This is a genomic window from Clostridium sp. C8 (assembly GCF_001010885.1).
GTDB lineage: Bacteria > Bacillota > Clostridia > Clostridiales > Clostridiaceae > Clostridium > Clostridium sartagoforme.
This window is the reverse complement of sequence record NZ_LBMX01000042.1, coordinates 111624-129418: the sequence shown is the minus strand read 5'-3', so window position 1 is coordinate 129418 and position 17795 is coordinate 111624. Positions and strand designations below refer to the sequence as shown.

The 17795-nt window shown below is 29.6% G+C and carries 15 protein-coding genes; all 15 read right to left on the bottom strand.

Annotated elements, in window-relative coordinates; genetic code table 11:
- Window positions 1-12: 12 nt before the first annotated feature.
- Window positions 13-1080, bottom strand: a complete 1068-nt coding sequence (gene recA / locus AAT22_RS06510; RefSeq protein ID WP_016206314.1) for a recombinase RecA — start codon at window positions 1078-1080, stop codon at window positions 13-15.
- Between the two features lie 280 nt (window positions 1081-1360).
- Window positions 1361-1951: a CDP-diacylglycerol--glycerol-3-phosphate 3-phosphatidyltransferase gene (pgsA, locus tag AAT22_RS06505; RefSeq protein ID WP_016206315.1), complete on the bottom strand. Its 591-nt coding sequence runs from the start codon at window positions 1949-1951 to the stop codon at window positions 1361-1363.
- On the bottom strand, window positions 1935-3272 hold the full coding sequence (gene rimO, locus AAT22_RS06500; RefSeq protein WP_016206316.1) for a 30S ribosomal protein S12 methylthiotransferase RimO: 1338 nt from the start codon (window positions 3270-3272) through the stop codon (window positions 1935-1937). Before rimO ends, pgsA begins: the two co-directional genes overlap by 17 nt.
- Window positions 3273-3357: 85 nt before the next feature.
- A complete protein-coding gene (locus tag AAT22_RS06495) occupies window positions 3358-5778 on the bottom strand; it encodes a DNA translocase FtsK (protein ID WP_047000620.1) in 2421 nt (806 codons plus the stop codon).
- Between the two features lie 176 nt (window positions 5779-5954).
- A complete protein-coding gene (locus tag AAT22_RS06490; protein WP_016206318.1) occupies window positions 5955-6713 on the bottom strand; it encodes an ATP-dependent Clp protease proteolytic subunit in 759 nt (252 codons plus the stop codon).
- A 46-nt stretch (window positions 6714-6759) separates the two neighbouring features.
- Window positions 6760-7962, bottom strand: coding sequence for an aspartate kinase (gene dapG / locus AAT22_RS06485; protein ID WP_016206319.1), 1203 nt, complete (start codon window positions 7960-7962; stop codon window positions 6760-6762).
- A 20-nt stretch (window positions 7963-7982) separates the two neighbouring features.
- Window positions 7983-8309 carry a YlmC/YmxH family sporulation protein gene (locus AAT22_RS06480; RefSeq protein ID WP_047000619.1) on the bottom strand — a complete coding sequence of 109 codons (327 nt, stop codon included), beginning with the start codon at window positions 8307-8309 and terminating at the stop codon, window positions 7983-7985.
- Between the two features lie 77 nt (window positions 8310-8386).
- Window positions 8387-9694 carry a pitrilysin family protein gene (locus tag AAT22_RS06475; RefSeq protein ID WP_047000618.1) on the bottom strand — a complete coding sequence of 436 codons (1308 nt, stop codon included), beginning with the start codon at window positions 9692-9694 and terminating at the stop codon, window positions 8387-8389.
- A 296-nt stretch (window positions 9695-9990) separates the two neighbouring features.
- Complete coding sequence (locus AAT22_RS06470) at window positions 9991-12105, bottom strand: polyribonucleotide nucleotidyltransferase (protein WP_016206321.1); 2115 nt, start codon at window positions 12103-12105, stop codon at window positions 9991-9993.
- 80 nt (window positions 12106-12185) lie between these two features.
- A complete protein-coding gene (rpsO, locus tag AAT22_RS06465; protein ID WP_016206322.1) occupies window positions 12186-12449 on the bottom strand; it encodes a 30S ribosomal protein S15 in 264 nt (87 codons plus the stop codon).
- Window positions 12450-12577: 128 nt separating this feature from the next.
- Window positions 12578-13501, bottom strand: coding sequence for a bifunctional riboflavin kinase/FAD synthetase (locus AAT22_RS06460; RefSeq protein WP_047000617.1), 924 nt, complete (start codon window positions 13499-13501; stop codon window positions 12578-12580).
- An 11-nt stretch (window positions 13502-13512) separates the two neighbouring features.
- Window positions 13513-14391 (bottom strand): tRNA pseudouridine(55) synthase TruB, encoded by an 879-nt coding sequence (truB, locus tag AAT22_RS06455; RefSeq protein ID WP_047000616.1) that lies wholly within the window; start codon window positions 14389-14391, stop codon window positions 13513-13515.
- Entirely contained in the window at window positions 14391-15368 is a 978-nt protein-coding gene (locus AAT22_RS06450) for a bifunctional oligoribonuclease/PAP phosphatase NrnA (RefSeq protein WP_047000615.1), read from the bottom strand. The genes truB and AAT22_RS06450 overlap by 1 nt, the downstream gene beginning before the upstream one ends.
- Entirely contained in the window at window positions 15369-15719 is a 351-nt protein-coding gene (gene rbfA, locus AAT22_RS06445) for a 30S ribosome-binding factor RbfA (RefSeq protein ID WP_016206326.1), read from the bottom strand.
- Between the two features lie 17 nt (window positions 15720-15736).
- A complete protein-coding gene (infB, locus tag AAT22_RS06440) occupies window positions 15737-17782 on the bottom strand; it encodes a translation initiation factor IF-2 (RefSeq protein WP_016206327.1) in 2046 nt (681 codons plus the stop codon).
- Window positions 17783-17795: the final 13 nt, after the last annotated feature.

The following is a 17795-nucleotide window of genomic DNA, read 5'->3' as shown; positions in this document are numbered from 1 at the left end:
TATTAAAGTTTATTATTCTTTTGCAGTTTTATCTTTTGTAGTTTTATCTTTTGCAGTTTTATCTATAGCAACTTCTTTCATTATTGGAAGTTGAAACTTTTCTCTAATTTTATTTTCTATTTCTAATGCAATTTCAGGATTATCTTTTAGATATTGCTTTGCATTTTCTCTTCCTTGACCAAGTCTTATATCACCATAAGAGAACCAAGCTCCGCTCTTTTGAACCATTCCCTCTTTAACTCCAACATCAACTATATTTCCATTTCTTGATATACCTTCATTATACATTATATCAAATTCAGCTTGCTTAAATGGAGGTGCTACCTTGTTTTTCATTACCTTAACTCTTGTTCTATTTCCTACAATGCTTTCACCTTGTTTTATTGAATCTATTCTTCTAACATCGAGTCTAACTGAAGAATAGAATTTTAAAGCTCTTCCGCCTGTTGTAGTTTCAGGATTTCCAAACATAACTCCAACTTTTTCTCTTAATTGGTTTATAAATATAGCTACACAACCCGTTTTTTGTATAGTTCCTGTTAATTTTCTTAAAGCTTGTGACATAAGCCTTGCTTGAAGGCCAACGTGAGAATCTCCCATTTCACCTTCTATTTCGGCTCTTGGAACTAAAGCTGCAACTGAATCAACTACTATTACATCTATTGCACCTGAACGAACCAATGCCTCAGCGATTTCAAGCCCTTGCTCTCCTGTATCTGGTTGTGAAACTATAAGATTTTCTGTGTCAACCCCTAAATTTTTTGCATAACTTGGATCTAATGCGTGCTCAGCATCAATAAAAGCAACAGCGCCTCCAAGCTTTTGTGCTTCAGCAGCAATGTGTAATGCTACTGTTGTTTTACCTGAACTTTCTGGTCCATATATTTCTATTATTCTACCTTTAGGAACTCCCCCTACACCTAAAGCTATGTCCAAATCAAGACAACCTGTCGAAATAGTTTCTATATTTAATGAACTATTTTCTCCTAGTTTCATTATAGAGCCTTTACCAAACTGCTTTTCAATTTGACCCATTGCATTTTCTATAGCCTTTAACTTATCCATATCTATATTTCCCATATAGCACCTTCCTCTCTTTGCGAACATTTGTTCTATAATTAATTATAAAGTATTTCTTACTTATAGTCAACATATAATATTCATTTTAATATAAATATATAAATTTCAATAATTATTCAACATTTAAATAAATTAGCTATGCTACTCTTTAAGTTATAGCACTTTTCTATTTATATAATTTATTAATTAGAAACTATATATATTAAAAATATATTAAAAGTTCCAACTATCTAAGATGGAACTTTTATTTTTAATTATACCCATATTTCTATTTTTTAAACTACTTATTAGTATCTATTATTTTCATGTTTTTAGCAAAATAATCATATCCAGATATTATCGTCATTAGTACAGCTAAAAACAATGCAATCTTAGGTCCATATGTAATAACATTTTTAAATATATCACTTTCTGATACTAATGATATTAGATATTTTGAAGATGCTACATTTACTTGAATTAATAAAAATATTATGGCAATTATTTGAGTAACAGTTTTTAGCTTTCCCCAATTGCTTGCAGCAATTACTTTTCCTTCTGCTGCTGCTATAGTTCTAAGTCCTGAAACTGCAAACTCTCTCGCTATTATTACTACTGTAGCCCAAGCTGGTATAACTTGAAGTTCTACTAATGAAATTAGGGCAGCTGTAACTAAAAGTTTGTCTGCAAGAGGATCCATAAACTTTCCAAAATTGGTTACTTGATTTCTACTTCTTGCAATATATCCATCTAATTGATCAGTTAAAGACGCAATTATGAATATAAAAGTAGCTATGAAAGTTCCATATGGAATGTTTTTTACAGCAATAAATATTAAAAATATCGGTACCAAAAATATTCTTATCATTGTTAGCTTATTTGCTAAATTCATCGCATATCTCTCCTATTAAATCATACTCTAATGCTTCCTTAATTTTGACTTTCACAATATCACCTTTTTTAAGACTTCTAACTTCATCAATTAATATACTTCCGTCAATTTCAGGTGCCATTTCTGAACTTCTCCCAATGAAATATTTCCCTTTTCTTCCTTCTATAATAGTATCATAAATCTTTGAAATTTTCAATTTGTTTAGTTCCTCAACAACATTTTTTTGAATTATCATAATCTTTTTTTGTCTTTGCTCTTTTGTATCTTCGTCTACCTGATTTTCCATATTAGCAGCTGGAGTTCCTTCTTCTTTTGAATATTTAAAAACTCCTACATTATCAAGTTTATAATCTTCTAAAAAATTGCACAGCTCATTAAAATCTGCATCTGTTTCTCCTGGAAATCCAACTATAAGAGAAGTTCTTAGAGTAATTCCTGGTATTCTTTTTCTTAATTTATCTATTATTCCTATTATAGCTTCCTTATTAGTTCTTCTCGCCATACCTCTTAGTATATTACTACTTATATGTTGTATTGGTAAATCTAAATATTTAACTACCTTAGGATTAATTGCTATTTCTTCAATTAGTTCTTCTGTTATTTCTTCTGGATAACAATATAATAATCTTATCCATTCTACTCCATTTATATTTGAAATTTCTTTAATTAATTCATGAAGTTTATTTTCATTGAATATATCCATTCCGTAATATGTTAAGTCTTGGGCTATTAGAATAATTTCTTTTACTCCATTTTTAGTTAGATAATTAATTTCTTCTAGTATAGATTCTTTACTTCTACTTCTAAATTTTCCCCTTATTTTTGGAATTATACAATAAGTACAATAATTATCACAACCTTCTGCAATTCTTACATATGCAGTGTGCTTATCTGTAGTTAAAAGTCTTATTCCTTCGTTTATATTATCATCGCTATAATTCGTTGCAAGTAGCTTTCTTTCTCCTTTTATAAAATCTAATATAAGCTTATGCAGTTTCATATAGTCATTAACACCCATAAGAATATCAATTTCTGGCATAAGTTCTAAAAGTTCTTCTCCATATCTTTGAGCTAAACATCCTGTTGCTATAAGCATTTTACATTTATATTTATTTTTATATTCAGCCATCTCTAATATTGTATCTATTGATTCTTGTTTTGCACTTTCAATAAATCCACATGTATTGACTATTATTATTTCTGCCTCTCTAGGATCATTTGTTATTTCATAAAATTTATTTATAGTTCCAAGAATAAGTTCTGAGTCTACCCTATTCTTATCACATCCTAAACTTACCATACCAACTTTATATTTTTCCAAAGCTACTTCCTCCTACGTTTCCTAAATTCTTGATTTTTAGCCTAAATATTATTTTAATGTAGAAAAATAATATTTACAAGTTTTTTTAGTCATCCATATTTAATTCTTCTTTAGAAAGTAGAACTTGCCTTGGTCTGCTCCCATCTTTTTCGGATATAATACCTCTCTCTTCAAGTTCATCCATTATTCTTGATGCTCTATTAAATCCTATCCTAAGTTTTCTTTGTAAAAAAGATGTTGATGCTTGATTATATTCTATAACAATTTTTATTGCTTCATCTAAAAGCTCATCATTTTCTTCTATATCATCTGATTTTCCACTTTCCTTGCTTCCGTTTTCTATATGTTCAAGTATTGATTCTTCATAATCAACCCCAGCTTCTTCCTCTTTTATAAAACTTACTACTTTTTCTACTTCTTCTTCTGAAATAAACGCTCCTTGAACTCTAATAGGTTTGTTTTCACCTATTGGACAATATAGCATATCTCCTCTTCCTAGAAGTTTTTCTGCTCCAGTTGAATCTAGTATAGTTCTTGAGTCTATCCCTGATGAAACAGCAAATGAAATTCTAGATGGTATATTAGCCTTAATAACACCAGTAATTACGTCAACAGATGGCCTTTGAGTTGCTATTATCAAATGCATCCCTGCTGCTCTAGCCATTTGTGCTAGTCTACAGATATAATCTTCTACATCATTAGGGCACGCCATCATCAAGTCAGCAAGTTCATCTACTATCATAACTATATAAGGTAATTTTTCTTCAATTATACCTTTATCATAAAGAGAATTATAACTTTCAATATTCCTTACAGAGGAATCTGCAAATAACTTATATCTTTTATTCATTTCATTAACTGCCCAATTTAATGCTGCTGCAGCTTTTTTAGGATCTGTAACTACAGGAATTAAAAGATGAGGTATCCCATTATAAACACTAAGTTCTACAACTTTAGGATCAACCATTAATAGTTTAACTTCATTCGGACTGTATTTATATAATAAACTAACTATAAGAGTATTAATGCATACAGATTTACCTGAACCTGTTGCCCCTGCAATAAGCATATGAGGCATAGTTGCTAAGTCGCCAACTACACATTTACCCGCTATATCTTTTCCTAAAGCAAAAGCTAGTTTTTTATCTGAAGTTTCAAACTCCTTGGAATCTAAAACTTCTCTTAAAAATACTGATGTTTGCTTATTATTTGGTACTTCTATCCCTATAGCTGCCTTTCCAGGAATAGGAGCTTCCATTCTTACACCACTAGCTGCAAGTCCTAATGCTATGTCATCTTGAAGGTTCACTATTTTAGAAACCTTAACTCCTGGACTCGGTTGAATTTCAAATCTTGTTACTGATGGCCCTTTAGTCACTTGTACAACCTTTGCATCTACTCCAAAGTCATTTAGAATTCCTTCAAGCTTTCCAGCATTTTCTATAAGCTCTTTTTTATCTTCGCTTCTAAGCTTCATTTTGCTATTTATATTTAAAAGATCTACTGATGGATGTATATAAATTTTCTCTTCTTTTTTTTCATCTGTTAAACTTTCTTCTATCTCCTTACTTACTACATCTTTAACTGAGCTATCTAACTTCTCTTTTTTCTTAGGCTTTTCATCTTCTTTTACATTTTTATTAGCTTCTTTATTTGCCCTACTTTCATGATTTTCTTCATCAAAAACTTCGATATTAAATGGATTATTATTTTTATCTACTTTAAAATCTTCTTGATTACTTTCAATCGTACTTTCTTCTAAAGAAGAATTTTTCATAAAATCTAAAATTTTTATTTTATTATTTATTCCATTTATAAATTCTTCTCTTTCCTTTTCTTTTTCCTTAGGTATAACTTCTATTAAAGGTGCATTTTCTTTTTCTGCTGCTGATTCTATAGCCGCTTCCTTTTTTAATGCTTTATCTTTTTTGACATTTTTACTTTTTTCTTTAAAATACATGATTATATCGTAGAAAGTTATATCAAATAGTAATACTGTTCCTATTACCCATATCGAAATGTATAATATATATGATCCTATATAACCAATAAGTTTACTTAGTGGATAAGCAAAGATATGCCCTATAAGCCCTCCATGCACCCCATTTATATTAACAACTTCTAACCAACTTTCATAAAATCCGCCTTTATTTTGTAATATATTAATACTACCAGTGGCGCATCCTAGTGTTATTGCTAATATAATAAGAGTAATTGCAAAAACTCTTCTTGTTACTTTTATACTTCCCTTTGATACAATTGTATAATACCCAAAATAAATTAAATATAACGGAAGAACAAAAGTGCTAACCCCTAATAATTTATATATTACTTTTCTTGATAAAACAGATAATGCACCTGCCCAAGTTGTATAAATCGCAATAGATAATAGCATACCTACTACTATATAAATTATTCCCTTAATATCTCCACTTTCTTTTAAATCATTGTTTTTTTTATTTGTGTCCTTTTTTTTACTAGTATTTTTACTCTTAACTTTAGACAAAGAATCACCTCACTGTTTTCCCACTTATTGTAAACTAATTATTTACATAATATTATTATAAACATTAATAAAAAAAAAGCAATTTAAATAACTACTCATTATTCAAACCGCCTAAATTAATTTATAATCTTTTAAATATAAAATATATTTTTTATACTCTTTCATATCTATTATAATTATTCCTTAATATCCATTTCTTTTTTCTCTTCTTCCTCTTTTTCTTCTATTAATTGTTTTAATTTAGCCAATGCATCCTTAATCCCGCCTTCTTCATCTATAAGTCCACATTCTACTGCTTGACTTCCTATTAATATAGTACCCATATCATTCAATAACTCATCAGATTTTAACATCATTTCTTTTAATTCATTTTTATTTATTTTAGATGTTCTTACTATAAAATTATCTATACGCTCTTGCATTTTTTGAAAATAATTAAAAGTTTGAGCAACTCCTATAACAAACCCATTCATTCTTATTGGATGTACTATCATTGTTGCAGATGGTGTTATAAATGAGTAACTAGAAGATGTTGCAAGTGGGACTCCTATTGAATGACCACCTCCAATTACTATTGATACTGTAGGTTTAGATAAAGAATTTATCATTTCTGCAATAGCTAATCCTGCCTCCACATCTCCACCAACTGTATTTAATATTATTAATACTCCTTTCACTTTATCATTACGCTCCATTGAGATAAGTTGTGGAATTACATGTTCATATTTGGTTGATTTTGATTGAGCCGGAAGTACTTGGTGTCCTTCTATCTGGCCTATTATTGGTAATATTTGAATACTTTCATCTTGCTCTACTTCATTAGTAGTACCAAATTCTTTTATTTCTTCTCTTTTTTCTTTAGCTTCATTTAGTTTTTCTTCATCCTTTTCCATATCTTTATTTTCACTTTTTAATGAGTAAAAAAAATTTTTCATAATAAAATCCTCCTATACAATATTATTTTGTACAAGAGGATTTATTTTATTCACCTAATTTAAAAGCTTTATGAAGTAGATTAAGAGCTTTTATAATATTTTCAGATTTAATTAGACACCATATGGTCATATTTGAATCTGCTGTTTGTAATATATCTATTGAGTCCTCAGATAATGTCTTTATTATTTTAGCCATTATTCCTGGAACTCCAGTCATTCCAATTCCAACTATAGCTATGGTACTACAATTGTCCATTATACTATATTTTATATTCTGATCTTTAAGAACATTTTCTAATTTTTCTTTCTTACATGAATCTATAGTAAAAATTTGTTCAGTAGGAAATATATTTATAAGATCTAAACTTATATTATTTTTTGCTAAAGTTTCTAATAGGTTTCTGTAATTATCTTTATTGCTATTTTCTTTCAGCCTTACTGTTATTTGTGTTCTGTTATTTAAATGAGTTATCCCAGAGATAACTTTTTCCTTCCTGTTCATTCCATTGTTATTTACTAACGTGCCCTTACATTGACTCATTGTATTCTTTATAACTATTGGAATATTAGCCTTTCTTGCACATTCTACAGCTCTTGGATGTATAACTTTTGCCCCTTGATCTGCAAGTTGAAATACTTCGTTATAGCTTATAGTGTCTATTAATGATGCATCATTAACTATCCTTGGATCTGCAGTCATTATTCCATCTACATCTGTGTAAATCTCTATTTCCTCTGCATTTAAAGCTTGACCTAAAAGACATGCTGATGTATCACTTCCCCCTCTTCCAAGAGTAGTTAAATATCCTCTTTCAGTTATACCTTGAAATCCAGCAACAACTGGGACTTTTCCGATTTTCAAGATTTCTTTTATATCTTCTGTTTTTGTATAAATTAAATCTGCCTCTGAAAAATTATCATTTGTTATAATACCTGCTTGCCCACCAGTAAGTGGAACTGCTTGAATACCTGCATTTATTAGCATATTACTCATTACTACACTACTTATTATTTCTCCACAGCACATAAGCATATCAGTTGCTTGTAGGTTATTTCTTTTAAAATTATTATCTAGTAAAGATAATAATGTATCAGTAGCATAAGGCTCTCCCTTTCTTCCCATAGCAGATACTACTACTACAGTGGAAAATCCTTTATTTATTGCCTCTTTGACCTTAGATACTACTTGATTTCTTCTTTCTTCGGTAGATACTGATGTACCTCCAAATTTTTGTATAATTATTTTCAAGTAATAACCTCCCTAAGTTTCTACGCTCTTGCCCTCTTAATCTTATCTTTATCAGCTGAAACAACAATAACATTTGCTCCAATCTTAGTGACATAATTCCAAGGAATTTCTACATATTCCCTACCACCAAATAAGCCTAATTTACTTCCGGCAACAGCAGCAACTATAAATTGTAAATTCCCATTTTCATCAATTATAAAATCTAAGGCTTGTTGAGTATCATATTTTTCTGCTTCTTCTGTATTAAATATTTCATATCTTTCTAAATCACTAAGAAGCCTATATTTTGATTCTCTCTTAGATTCCTCTTCATAGTATTCTCCTCTTTTTTTATCTCCTCTTAACATAAGATTCACCTCCATACCATCTTATGTAAATCTTATGCTAATTAGAGATACTTTAGTACATAATATTCTAGTAAAGATTACATTCTTTTTATTCCATCTTTATTAGAATTGTCATATGCCTTTATATCTGGCTCTATAATTTGATTTAATTTCTCATACTCTATATCTTGACCTACATATGCTGAGCTTATTATGCCTGGTTTAAAGCACGTATCTAATACATAATTTATGTCATCGCTATTTATATTGTTAATTCTTTTTATTACTTCTTCTTGAGTTTTAATTTTGTTTTGAAGTAACATACTTTTTGCGTTAGAAAACATTCTAGATGAAGTACTTTCAAGACCTAATATATAACTCGCCTTTATCTTTTCCTTATTAATTTCTAGTAATTCATTTGATATTCCTTTATCCGCAAACTTTTTAAGTTCCTTATTAATAACATCCAAAGCCTTATCTGCAGATTGTTTACTTACTCCTGTATATATATTATTGATTCCAGTACCTAAATATGGCTGACCATAAGAATAAATAGTGTAGCATAGTCCTAATTCTTCTCTTACATTTTGAAATAATATTGAAGATGCTCCTCCTCCAAATACATTATTTAATAGTACTAAAGAATATGCCTTTTCATGTGCATATGGTAATCCTTTAAAAGCTAAATTTATATGCAACTGTTCTATAGGCTTATTTGTATACTTACTTTGAGAAAGCAAAATTGGAGACTTGTATTCTGGTTTATAATCTCCTTCTCCTTTCCATGAACCAAAGTTTTCTTCTAGCATTTTCATTAGTTCCTTTTCATCAAACTTTCCACATACAGATACCACTGAATTATGTGGAGCATAATGAGATTTAACAAATTTTTTAATTTTTTTACTATTAAATGATTTTATATTTTCTATTGTTCCTAATATAGGATATGATAATGAATTTTCTCCAAAAATAGCTTTTGATGAATCATTATCTAGAACATCTTCTGGAGTATCTTCACTCATATTTATTTCTTCAATAACTACACCTTGTTCCTTTTCTATTTCTTCATCATCAAATTTAGAATTTAATATCATATCCGCTAATATTTCTATAGATAAATCTAAATGTGTATTTAATGCTTTAATATAATAGCAAGTTGCTTCCTTGCTAGTATAAGCATTTATTTGCCCTCCTACATTTTCTATCTGCTGAACTATTTCTTTTGATGTTCTTTTTTCTGTACCTTTAAAAAACATATGCTCTATGAAATGAGAAATACCATTTAACTCTAATTCCTCATTTCTTGAACCATTTTGCACCATTACTCCCACACTTATTGAATTAACATGATCTATATATTCAGTTACAACCCTTAATCCATTTTTTAATGTATATATATTGTACATAGCTCCTCCTTGCTTTACACTTTTTTAATTTATTGTATATTACTATTATTCTATATTATTTTAGAGTTATGTAATACTAGTTTATTTATATTTAATTTAATTTTTATTATATGAAAATTTATTGAAAGGTAAATTTGCTCCTAAACTCAATTTATTCAAAGGAAAATAGATACTTACATAAATTCACTTGAAAATTAAATAAAAGAAGTCATAAAGAACTGATTTAAAAGATAAACTTCTTATAAAGCCATAAAATAAGAAAAAAGGCAATAAATTGCCCTTTACTAACTTTTTTACTATTCACTTTTTTCTTTTTTATCTTCTGAATCATCAGTTAAAGCATCTTTTCTTGAAAGATTTATTCTTCCTTGATTATCTATTTCTGTTACTTTAACTAATATTTCGTCTCCTACAGATACAACATCTTCAACTTTATTTACTCTTGCTTTATCTAACTTTGATATATGGCATAGTCCTTCCTTATTTGGAAGAATTTCCACAAAAGCTCCAAAGGTTGCTATTTTAGTTACTTTGCCTAAATAAACTTCCCCTGATTTAACTTCTTTAGTTAAACCTTCTATAATAGCTATCGCTTTATTAACGCCATCATGATCTGTCGAAGATACAAATACTGTACCATCTTCTTTAATATCGATTTTAACTCCAGTTTCATCAATAATTTTATTTATAACTTTTCCACCTGCACCTATAACGTCTCTAATTTTTTCTGGATCAATGCTTATTACTGAAGTTTTAGGAGCATATTTTGAAACTTCTTCTCTTGGAGTTGGAATACATTCGCTTATTTTATCTAATATATGAAGTCTAGCTTTTCTAGCACCCATTATAGCATCTTCTATTACTTTAAAGCTTAGTCCTTTTATTTTTGTATCAACTTGTATTGATGTAATACCCTCTACAGTTCCTGCAACCTTAAAGTCCATATCTGCAAAGAAATCTTCTATGCCTTGTATATCTGTTAAGACTTCTTCCCTTGAAAGATCTTCTGAAGTTATAAGTCCCATTGCTATACCAGCGGCCGGTCTCTTAAGCGGTACACCTGCATCTAATAAAGCTAAAGTACTACCACAAACTGAAGCTTGTGAAGTCGATCCATTAGAACTTAACACTTCTGATACTAATCTAATAGTATATGGAAACTCTTCTTCTGAAGGTATTAATGGCTCTAATGCTCTTTCGGCTAAAGCTCCATGACCTATTTCTCTTCTTCCTGGGCCTCTAAGAGGTCTTACTTCACCTACTGAATAAGCAGGGAAGTTATAGTGATGCATATATCTCTTAGATTCTTCTTCACCTATTCCATCAATTATTTGAATATCACCTACAGCACCCAAAGTAGCAACTGTCATTACTTGAGTTAATCCTCTTGTAAATAGTCCTGTACCATGAGTCCTTGGTAGTATTCCTACTTCACAAGATATTGGTCTAACTTGATCAAAAGCTCTTTCATCTGGTCTTCTATGGTGATTTAAAAGCATATCTCTTACAACTTCTTTTTGTAAGTTATAAATTATTTCCTTTATATCTCCTAAATTTTCTGGATACTTTTCTTCAAATTCTGCATAAACCTTTTCATTTACTTCGTCCATTGCAGCATTTCTTTCATCTTTATCACTTATCCACATAGCTTTTTTAATAATTTCACCAGCAAATTCTTTTATGTCATTTTCTAATTCCTTACTTGGTTTATATAACTCAGGAATCATTTTTTCTTTTCCAAATCTTTGCATAGCTTCTTCTTGAAACTTGATTATATCTTGACAACTATCAAATCCAAATTTAATAGCACCAAGCATAACATCTTCTGGAATTTCTTGACCACCAGCTTCAATCATCATAACTCTTTCATTAGTTGCACAAACAGTTAATTGAAGTTCACTTTCTTCTCTTTCTTTAGATGTTGGGTTTAAAATGAATTTTCCATTGATTAGTCCTACTTGCACAGCCGCAACAGGAGTTGTAAAAGGAATACTTGATAAGCATAATGATAATGACGCTGCATTAATTGCTAGAATTTCTGGTAGGTTATCCTTCTCAACTGATACTACTGTACAAACAACTTGAACATCATTCCTATATCCTTTTGGAAATAGTGGTCTTAAAGGTCTATCTACCGCTCTTCCAAATAATATAGCATTTTCTGAAGGTCTACCTTCCCTTTTGATAAATCCACCTGGGATTTTTCCTACTGAATATAATCTTTCTTCATATTCAACACTTAGTGGGAAAAAATCTATTCCCTCTCTTGGTTTTTCTGAAGCATTAACATTAGTTAAAATAACTGTTTCTCCATAACTAATAAATGATGCTATATTTGATAACATCCCAACTTTTCCAAATTCTAGTTTAAGTTCTCTACCAGCTATGGTTGTTTTCATTACATTGTTCATTTTGTAACCTCCCTTCAGGCTTGTATCTTATCATTTAAAATTGTTAAAATAATAGAGCGGCTTAAAAACCGCTCTAAAGACTATCTTCTTAAGCCTAATTTTTTGATTATAGCTCTATATCTTTCGATATCTTGGTCAGCTAAATAGTTTAAAAGACCTCTTCTTTGTCCAACCATCATTAAAAGACCTCTTCTTGAGTGGTGGTCTTTTTTGTGCATTTTTAAGTGACCTGTCAAAGAATTAATTCTTTCTGTTAATAATGCAATTTGCACTTCTGGTGATCCAGTATCTCCTTCGTGTCTTGCATGTTCTTTAATTATTTCTTGCTTTCTTATTGCGTCCATTGTTCGCACCTCCGTAAAATTATCCCCTATATCCATGAAATGAGATAGCACCCTCATATCTTAGAATTAGGTTCTTCTTTGCTATTATAACAAATGATATACATATTGTAAATTATAAATTTACATAATTAAACTACTATATCTTTATCTATAGCAAATTTTTCATCTTGCTTAATTTGTTCTATTAATTCTTCTAAAGAATTAAATTTTATTTCATCTCTTATTCTTTCAATAAAATAGACCTTAATCTCTTGTCCATAGATTGTATCATTAAAGTTCAATATAAATGTCTCTATAGTTAATTGTTTCCCATTTACTGTTGGATTATTCCCAACTGATGTAATTCCTTTGAAAATTTTATTATTATATTCTATATTTGTATAGTAAACACCTTTTTTAGGAATTATCATCTTTCCATCAAATTGTAAATTTGCAGTTGGAAATCCTATAGTTCTACCTAATTTTTTCCCATGAATAACTTTTCCCTTAATTAAATATGGTTTAGATAGCATTTTAGTGGCTTCTTTCACATCACCTTCTAAAAGTATCTTTCTTATTCTGGTACTACTTATTACATCACCATTATAAGTATAAGGCTCCATTATGTATAACTCATATCCATATTTATCTTGAAGATTTTTTAGCAACTCTATATCACCTAAGTTTTTATATCCAAACTTAAAATTAAATCCAACTATAATTCCTTTTACATTATAGTCTAAACAAAGAAGCTTTATAAAATCTTCTGCAGACATTGACATGAATTCTTTATTAAAACTTTTAAGAACGACTATATCTATATTTTCCTCTTCTAAATACTTTAACTTTGTTTCTAGATCCATAATTAATTTAGGTGAACTTTCTGGTTTAACCAATGTTTTAGGATGGTTCTTATATGTAAACACCATACTTTTCCCATTATTTTCCTTTGCAACCTGAACAGTTTTTTTTACAAGAGATAAATGACCATAGTGAAGTCCATCAAAACTTCCTAGTGCAACATAAATTTCACTTTCTTTATTATTCATAATAATATCATCTATTACTACCATATCCTGCTCCCCTAATTAATTAATAATTTTTCTATCTTAAATCCTTGATGATCACTTTTCCCAAGACCGATGAAATTATTATTCTCATCATAAACCCTATATAATTTTCCTATTTCAGCTTTTTCTTTAGTAAGCCTTTTATCGAAAACCTTAACTCCATTAATTAAAAGTTTTGAAAATTTATTTGAAATCACTAATTTTTCATAGCTATCTAATGCATCTTCTATGCTTATAATATAATCTTTTATGTTTTCAGAGTTTATATCTTCTATATTAATAGATTTTTCTTCAGTAAATTTAGATGTTTTACTTCTTTTAAGCTTTGTCATTGTTGCTCCAACTTGTAGATTTTCCCCAATGTCATAGCAAAGACTTCTTATATACGTTCCTTTGGAACATATAACTTTCATACTAATATATGGATTATTTATTCTTACATCTTCTATTTTATGGATACTTACAAGCCTACCTTTTCTTTCAACTTCAATTCCTTTTCTTGCAAGTTCATAAAGTCTTACTCCATTTTGCTTTATTGCTGAATACATAGGCGGTATTTGAGAGTATTCTCTTTCAAAAGAATAGATAGATTTTAATATTTCTTCATTTTCTATATTAGATGAATCCTTTTCTTGTATTACATCTCCTTCTAAATCATATGTAGTAGTTTTTATTCCAAGTTTAAATTCTACTTCATATATTTTATCACTGTTCATTATATAATCAATAATCTTTGTTCCCTTACCTATACACACAGGTAGGACTCCACAGGCTTCTGGATCTAACGTGCCTGTATGTCCAACCTTTCCTGTTCCTGCTACTTTTTTAATTTTCCTAACAACATCAAAGGAAGTCATTCCAGTATTCTTAAAAATATTAATTACACCATCCATTACAATAACTCTTTCTCTATTTGTTCTAGAATTTTATCTTTAGCTTCTTCTAACTTTATTCCTTTTAAAGTTATTCCTGCCGCCTTAACGTGACCCCCGCCACCTAATCTTTCAGCTATATTCCTAACATCAAATTTATCTTTTGATCTTAAACTTACTTTAGTTCCATTTTCTACTTCTTTAATTAATACAGCTACTTCTACACCCTTTATTTGTAATCCAAAAGATATTATATCCGAAGTATCACCTATTTCTATTCCAAGTTCATTGCCATAAGAAATTGGAATTTTAATTAATGATACTTTTCTATCAAGTAGAAGCTCCATACCATTTAAGGCTTTACCTATTAATCTAATTTTTTCAAAACTTTTGTTATCAAAGAGATTTTGATGTATATACGTATTATTTACTCCGATTTTTTTTAACCTTGCTGCTATAGTATGTGTTCTAAAAGTTACATTTGAATGCCTAAAAGCTCCAGTATCTGTAACTAATGATGTATAAAGACAAGTTCCTATATTTTTTATAGAATCAGTTTCTTCATTAAAATTTAAACCTAATTCTTCTAAAAGTTCAAAAACTATTTCTGCTGTCGCAGCCGCATCTGTATCTATATAATTTAATTCACCATAATTATCATTTGAAACATGATGATCTATATTTATTATGCTTCCTTTAAAAGTATCTAGGTCGGCAGATATTCTTTCATAATTTCCACAATCTAACACTACAACTATTGAAGTATCTTCTGTTGCAGATGTTAAATTTCCAGTAGCTTCCTTTGCTCCTTTAAGAAATTGAAGGTTTTCTGATATTATATCTTTTGAAATTAAATAAGCGTCTTTTTTTAATTTCTTTAAGGCATTTAATAGTGCAAGTGCACTACCTACTGCATCACCATCAGGTGATACATGATAGGTAATGCCTATTTTTTTACTATCTAAAATTATCCTGCTTATATCTTGTAAATTATTCATTTACTTTTCTTTAACTTTTTCTATAAGTTCTTCTATTTTCATACTATAGCTTATAGAATCATCAAGTTCAAATAGTATTTGAGGGGTATTTCTCAAATTCATTCTTTGACTTACTTCTTTTCTTATATATCCACTTGCACTTTTTAATGCTGCAAAAGTCTCATTTTTCTCTTCTTCACTTTTTCCATATATACTTACAAATACTTTTGCATATCTTAGATCCTTTGTAACTTTGACTTCTGTAATTGAAACCATAGCCGTCATTCTAGGATCTTTTATTTCATCTCTTATTATAACGCTTATTTCTCTTCTAACTTCTTCGTTAATTCTTCCGCCTCTGTAATTAGCCATTTAAATCACCTCTTTAATTAAAGCTGCTTTCTTTCAATTGCTTGCATGCTAAATGACTCTATTACGTCACCTTCTTTTATATCATTAAATTTCTCAACGCTTAGACCACACTCATAGCCTGCATTTACTTCTTTAACGTCATCTTTAAATCTCTTTAATGAAGCTAAAGTTGATTCAAATATTACTATTCCATCTCTTATAACTCTAACTTCTGAGTTTCTTAATATCTTACCATCTGTAACGTAACATCCAGCAATTGTTCCTACATTTGAAATTTTATATACTACTCTTGCTTCTGCTTTACCATTTACAACTTCTTTATATTCTGGATCAAGCATTCCAATCATTGCTGATTTAACATCTTCTATTGCATCATATATTATTCTATATGTTTTAATTTCGACTCCTTCTTTATCTGCAATTATTGTTGCATTTGAATCTGGTCTTACATTAAATCCTATAAGTAGTGCATTTGATGCAGTTGCAAGTGTCACATCTGTTTCTGTTATTGCACCGACTCCACCATGAATTACTCTTACCTTAACATCTTCTGTTGAAAGTTTTTCTAAAGACTGTTTTATAGCTTGAACTGATCCTTGAACATCAGCTTTAACTATTATACCAAGTTCTTTAACTGTTCCTTCTTGAATTTGGTTATATAAATCTTCAAGAGATACTCTATTAGCTGAATGGAAGCTCTCATCTTTGATTTTTTGCTTTCTAAGTTCAGCCATATTTCTAGCTGTTTTTTCATCTTTAACAACAGTAAATCTATCTCCTGCTGCTGGTACTTCTGAAAGTCCTAAAATCTCTACTGGTATTGATGGCCCAGCTTTTTTTATACTCTTTCCTTTATCATCAAACATTGCTCTAATTCTACCGTATGTAGACCCAACTAATATTGAATCTCCAACATGTAATGTACCATTTTGAATAAGTAGTGTTGCAACAGCTCCTCTACCTTTATCAAGTTTAGCTTCTATCACTGTACCCTTAGCTTTTCTCTTTGGATCAGCTTTAAATTCTGCCATCTCTGATGTTAATAAAACCATTTCTAATAATTGCTCTAAATTTTCACCTGTTTTAGCTGATACAGGAACACAAATAGTATCTCCACCCCAGTCTTCAGCTACTAATTCATATTCTGTTAATTCTTGTTTAACTCTTTCTATATTAGCTCCTGGTCTATCTATTTTATTTATAGCTACTATAATAGGAACTCCTGCTGCCTTACAATGACTTATAGCTTCCTTAGTTTGTGGCATTATTCCATCATCTGCTGCAACAACTAAAATAACTACATCTGTAACTTGAGCACCTCTTGCCCTCATTGCTGTAAAAGCTTCATGTCCTGGTGTATCTAAAAATGTTAACTTTTCTCCATTTAGGTTTACAGTATACGCACCAATATGTTGAGTTATTCCACCCGCTTCGTGTGCAGTAACATTTGCTTTTCTTATAGCATCTAATAATGAAGTTTTACCATGGTCAACGTGTCCCATAACAGTAACAATAGGAGGTCTCTTTACTAGATTTTCTTCAATTACATCTTCTTCTTCAACTATTTCTAGCTCTTCTTTTTCTTCTTTTTTTACAACTAAACATTCATATTTTTCACATACTTTTTCAGCTGTTGCAAAATCTATTTCTTGGTTAATAGCAGCCATAACTCCTGTAAAAATAAGAGTCTTTATAACATCTGCTGTTGGTTTTCCAAGCTTTTCTGAAAGTTCTTTAACAGTTATTGTCTCTCCTATTTCAACAACTCCAGATCCACCTTCTCCAATCACGTCTTCTTCTTCTTCTGATTTTTTCTTCTTTCTCTTTTTAGCTTGATTATTAACTTCTTCTGCTAATATCTCTTCATATTCATCAACTATAGTTTTGTTATCTGAAGAATTATTTTCTCCAATTAATTCTTTAATTAATTCTGCATCTTCATCTTCTATAACGCTCATATGATTTTTTACATCAACACTAAATTCACTCATTAATAATTCTATAAGCTCTTTTGAACTTATTTGCAGTTCTTTTGCCAATTCATATACTCTGATTTTTGACAATAAAATCACCCCC

Coding starts and splice junctions, on each gene's coding strand:
- rpsO (WP_016206322.1), bottom strand. CDS start 12,449: ATGGACGCAATAAGAAAGCAAGAAATAATTAAAGAACATGCAAGACAC.
- AAT22_RS06475 (WP_047000618.1), bottom strand. CDS start 9,694: ATGTACAATATATATACATTAAAAAATGGATTAAGGGTTGTAACTGAA.
- recA (WP_016206314.1), bottom strand. CDS start 1,080: ATGGGAAATATAGATATGGATAAGTTAAAGGCTATAGAAAATGCAATG.
- AAT22_RS06470 (WP_016206321.1), bottom strand. CDS start 12,105: ATGAACAATGTAATGAAAACAACCATAGCTGGTAGAGAACTTAAACTA.
- rbfA (WP_016206326.1), bottom strand. CDS start 15,719: ATGGCTAATTACAGAGGCGGAAGAATTAACGAAGAAGTTAGAAGAGAA.
- AAT22_RS06490 (WP_016206318.1), bottom strand. CDS start 6,713: ATGAAAAATTTTTTTTACTCATTAAAAAGTGAAAATAAAGATATGGAA.
- truB (WP_047000616.1), bottom strand. CDS start 14,391: ATGGATGGTGTAATTAATATTTTTAAGAATACTGGAATGACTTCCTTT.
- AAT22_RS06450 (WP_047000615.1), bottom strand. CDS start 15,368: ATGAATAATTTACAAGATATAAGCAGGATAATTTTAGATAGTAAAAAA.
- AAT22_RS06480 (WP_047000619.1), bottom strand. CDS start 8,309: ATGTTAAGAGGAGATAAAAAAAGAGGAGAATACTATGAAGAGGAATCT.
- pgsA (WP_016206315.1), bottom strand. CDS start 1,951: ATGAATTTAGCAAATAAGCTAACAATGATAAGAATATTTTTGGTACCG.
- AAT22_RS06460 (WP_047000617.1), bottom strand. CDS start 13,501: ATGGTAGTAATAGATGATATTATTATGAATAATAAAGAAAGTGAAATT.